This window comes from Pseudomonas sp. SST3, assembly GCF_003325755.1.
On the sequence record NZ_QORI02000146.1, the window covers coordinates 1 to 3,950 of the forward strand.

Here is a 3,950-nt window from a genome sequence, read left to right on the forward strand (position 1 = left end):
CGTGACCACCGATGAACTCGCCTACCACACCGCCAGCGTCAAGCGTGGCAATGATGGCGCCTTGATCATCGCGGACCTGCCGTTCATGGGTTACGCCACCCTTGAGCAAACCTTCCTGAACGCCGGCAAGCTGATGCAGGCGGGCGCGCATATGATCAAAGTCGAAGGTGCCGTGTGGCTGGCCGAGTCGATCCGGTTGCTGGCCGAGCGCGGCGTGCCAGTGTGCGCGCACATGGGCCTGACACCGCAGTCGGTCAATATCCTCGGTGGTTACAAGGTCCAGGGCCGCAATGAAGCCCAGGCCCGCCAGATGCGCGCCGATGCTATTGCACTGGAACAAGCCGGTGCTGCGATGATTCTGCTGGAGTGCGTGCCGAGCGAACTGGCCGCCGAAATCACCCAGGCCGTCAAAGTGCCCGTGATCGGGATTGGCGCAGGTTCCGCCACCGATGGCCAAGTGCTGGTATTGCACGACATGCTCGGCCTGTCGATCACCGGCCACGTACCGAAGTTCGTGAAGAACTTCATGGCCGGCCAGGACAGCATCCACGCGGCCCTGAGCGCCTACGTCAGCGAAGTCAAGAATGTAACTTTCCCAGGTATTGAACACGGGTTCTCGGCATGAACACCGTTAAAACCGTCCGCGAACTGCGGGCTGCCGTAACCCACGCCCGCAGCGCCGGCAAACGCATCGGCTTTGTGCCCACCATGGGGAACCTGCACAGCGGCCACGCCACCCTGGTGACCAAGGCCGCGCAGCAAGCGGACTTCGTAGTGGCGAGCATTTTCGTCAACCCGCTGCAATTCGGCGCGGGCGAAGACCTGGACAAATACCCGCGCACGTTGGCCGCCGACCAGGAAAAACTTCTGCAGGCGGGCTGCAACCTGCTGTTTGCGCCCACGGTCGAGGAAATGTACCCCGATGGCATGAACGGCCAGACCCGAGTCAGCGTGCCACAGCTGTCCGAAGGCTTGTGCGGCGCCAGCCGCCCAGGGCACTTCGAAGGCGTGGCCACGGTGGTCAGCAAGCTGTTCAACATGGTCCAGCCGGACATGGCCGTATTCGGCCAGAAGGACTACCAGCAGTTGGCGGTGATCCGCGCCATGGTCCGCGACCTGAACATGCCGATCCAGATCATCGGCGAGCCTACCGTGCGCGCCGAGGACGCCTCGCGCTGTCATCACGCAACGGTTACCTCACCGAGGAGCAACGTGCGGTCGCACCAGTGCTGTACCGCGCGCTCAGCCAGATCGCCACGGCCATCCAAGGCGGCGATCATGATTTTGCCAGGCTTCGCGCCGAGCACATTCAGCAGATTGAAGCCGCTGGGCTGCGCATGGACTACCTGGAAGTGCGCCAAGGCGTACATCTGCGCCCGGCCACGGCTGAAGATCGTGATGTGGTGATCCTGGTCGCCGCTTATCTGGGGGCAACACGCCTCATCGATAACCTGCACCTGAACCTCGCCTGACCCCCGCTTTACCCTCAACCTGTTGCCCCGGCGGCTGTGCCGGTATAAAAAAGTACCGGCCACAGCGCAGACAAAGCCAAGACATATCCACACGCTAGGTTTAATGTAACTGCCCTGCGCTATGGTTAGCGCTGTCTGGAACCCAATCCTTGTTATAAGACTGGATGTTCCGGGCTTTGAAGTGTCCTAAAGGCAGTCCCCGTAATAAAAGGAAACCCGCAGCGATGGCGTACTACCGCACCCTCATGACGTTACCGCGCTGCCCGCCTGGCAAGCGCTTGTTCAACATCGCCAAGCCATGCAGGATTTCAGCATGCGCGAGGCGTTCAATGCCGATCCTCAGCGTTTTTCCCAGTTCACCTTGAGCAGCTGCGGACTTTTCCTCGATTACTCGAAAAACCTGATCACCAGCGAAACCCGCGACCTGTTGGTGGGCCTGGCCAAGGAAGTCAATCTCAAGGCCGCGATCGACGCGCAGTACGCTGGCGAACCGGTCAACTCCTCTGAGGGCCGCCCTGCCCTGCACACCGCCCTGCGCCGCCCGGTGGGCGATAAGCTGTCGGTCAACGGCGTGAACATCATGCCGGACGTGCACAAGGTGCTGAATCAGATCACTGACCTGGTCGGCCGTATCCACGACGGCCTGTGGCGTGGCTACACCGAGAAGCCGATCACCGACGTGGTGAACATCGGCATCGGTGGCTCGTTCCTCGGCCCGGAATTGGTCTCGGAGGCCTTGCTGTCCTACGCCCATAAAGGTGTGCGTTGCCACTACCTGGCGAACATCGACGGCAGCGAGTTCCACGAACTGACCATGAAGCTGCGCGCCGAGACCACGCTGTTTATCGTCTCGTCCAAATCCTTCAACACCCTGGAACCCTGAAAAAACGCCCAGGCCGCCCGCGCCTGGTACCTGGCCCAGGGAGGCTCGGAAGCCGAACTGTATCGCCACTTCATCGCCGTCTCGAGCAACAATGCCGCAGCCGTGGCCTTCGGTATCCGCGAAGAAAACATCTTCCCCATGTGGGACTGGGTCGGTGGGCGCTACTCGCTGTGGTCTGCCATCGGCTTGCCAATTGCCCTGGCTATCGGCATGTCCAACTTCAAGGAACTGCTGTCGGGTGCCTACACCATGGACCAGCACTTCCTGAACGCGCCGTTCGAAGCCAACATGCCCGTGCTGCTGGGCTTGCTGGGGGTGTGGTACGGCAACTTCTGGGGTGCGCAGAGCCATGCGATCCTGCCGTACGACCATTACCTGCGTAACATCACCAAGCATTTGCAGCAGTTGGACATGGAATCCAATGGCAAGAGCGTGCGCCAGGACGGTACGCCAGTGTCCACCGATACCGGCCCGGTGATCTGGGGCGGCGTAGGCTGCAACGGCCAGCACGCTTACCACCAGTTGCTGCACCAAGGGACTCAATTGATCCCGGCCGACTTCATCGTGCCGATCGTCAGTTTCAACCCTGTGTCCGACCACCATCAGTGGCTGTACGCCAACTGCCTGTCCCAGAGCCAGGCGCTGATGCTCGGTAAGACCCGCAGCGAGGCCGAAGCCGAGCTGCGTGAGAAGGGCTTGCCGGAAGCCGAAGTACAGAAGCTGGCACCGCACAAGGTGATCCCGGGCAACCGTCCGAGCAACACCCTGGTGGTCGAGCGCATCAGCCCACGCCGCCTGGGTGCGCTGGTGGCGATGTATGAGCACAAGGTGTTCGTGCAGAGCGTGGTGTGGGGCATCAATGCCTTCGACCAATGGGGCGTTGAACTGGGCAAGGAGCTGGGCAAAGGCGTGTACAACCGCCTGACGCGCCGAAGAAACCTTGGCCGAAGATGCTTCGACCCAGGGCCTGATCAACTACTTCCGTGGTCGCCACCGCGGCTGAAGCCGTTCATTCAAGGCCAACGTCCGTTTGGACGTTGGCCTTGAACCCTCCCGCCCCAGGGTGCATCTTTATGACTTGTCGCAAAAAACAAGAATAAGGAGCGCTCATGTTCGATATCAGCACCTTTCCCACCGCCGATGCCGTCCGCCGGGCTGCGCAGCTCAGTCAAGAGGACTACCAGCGCCTCTATCGCCAATCCATCGACCAGCCAGACACCTTCTGGGCCGAACAGGCCAAGGGCTTTCTCGACTGGATAAAACCCTGGCACAGCGTCCAGCAGTCAGACATCCACACCGGTGCCGCCCAATGGTTTGCCGGTGGCCAGTTGAACGTCAGCTACAACTGCATCGACCGCCATCTGGCGCAACGCGCCGATCAGCCGGCTTTCATCTGGGAAGGCGATGATCCGTCAACATCCTGCACGATTACTTACCGTCAACTGCACCAAAACGTCAGCCGCCTGGCCAATGTGTTGAAAAGCCGTGGCGTGAACAAAGGTGATCGCGTGTGCATCTATATGCCGATGATCCCCGAGGCGGCGTACGCCATGCTGGCCTGCACGCGAATTGGCGCAGTGCACTCGGTGGTGTTT

The 3,950-nt window shown here is 60.9% G+C and carries 2 protein-coding genes and 2 pseudogenes; all 4 read left to right on the forward strand.

Features of this window, described 5'->3' with window-relative positions; genetic code table 11:
- The coding region (panB, locus tag DQ405_RS25400; RefSeq protein ID WP_168426425.1) for a 3-methyl-2-oxobutanoate hydroxymethyltransferase at positions 1-625 on the forward strand (625 nt) is incomplete at its 5' end.
- Positions 622-1,472: pseudogene (gene panC / locus DQ405_RS25405) on the forward strand (pantoate--beta-alanine ligase). The gene panB and the pseudogene panC, both read left to right, overlap by 4 nt.
- Positions 1,473-1,696: 224 nt before the next feature.
- Positions 1,697-3,358: pseudogene (pgi, locus tag DQ405_RS25410) on the forward strand (glucose-6-phosphate isomerase).
- Between the two features lie 106 nt (positions 3,359-3,464).
- The coding region (locus DQ405_RS25415; RefSeq protein ID WP_168426426.1) for an acetyl-coenzyme A synthetase N-terminal domain-containing protein at positions 3,465-3,950 on the forward strand (486 nt) is incomplete at its 3' end.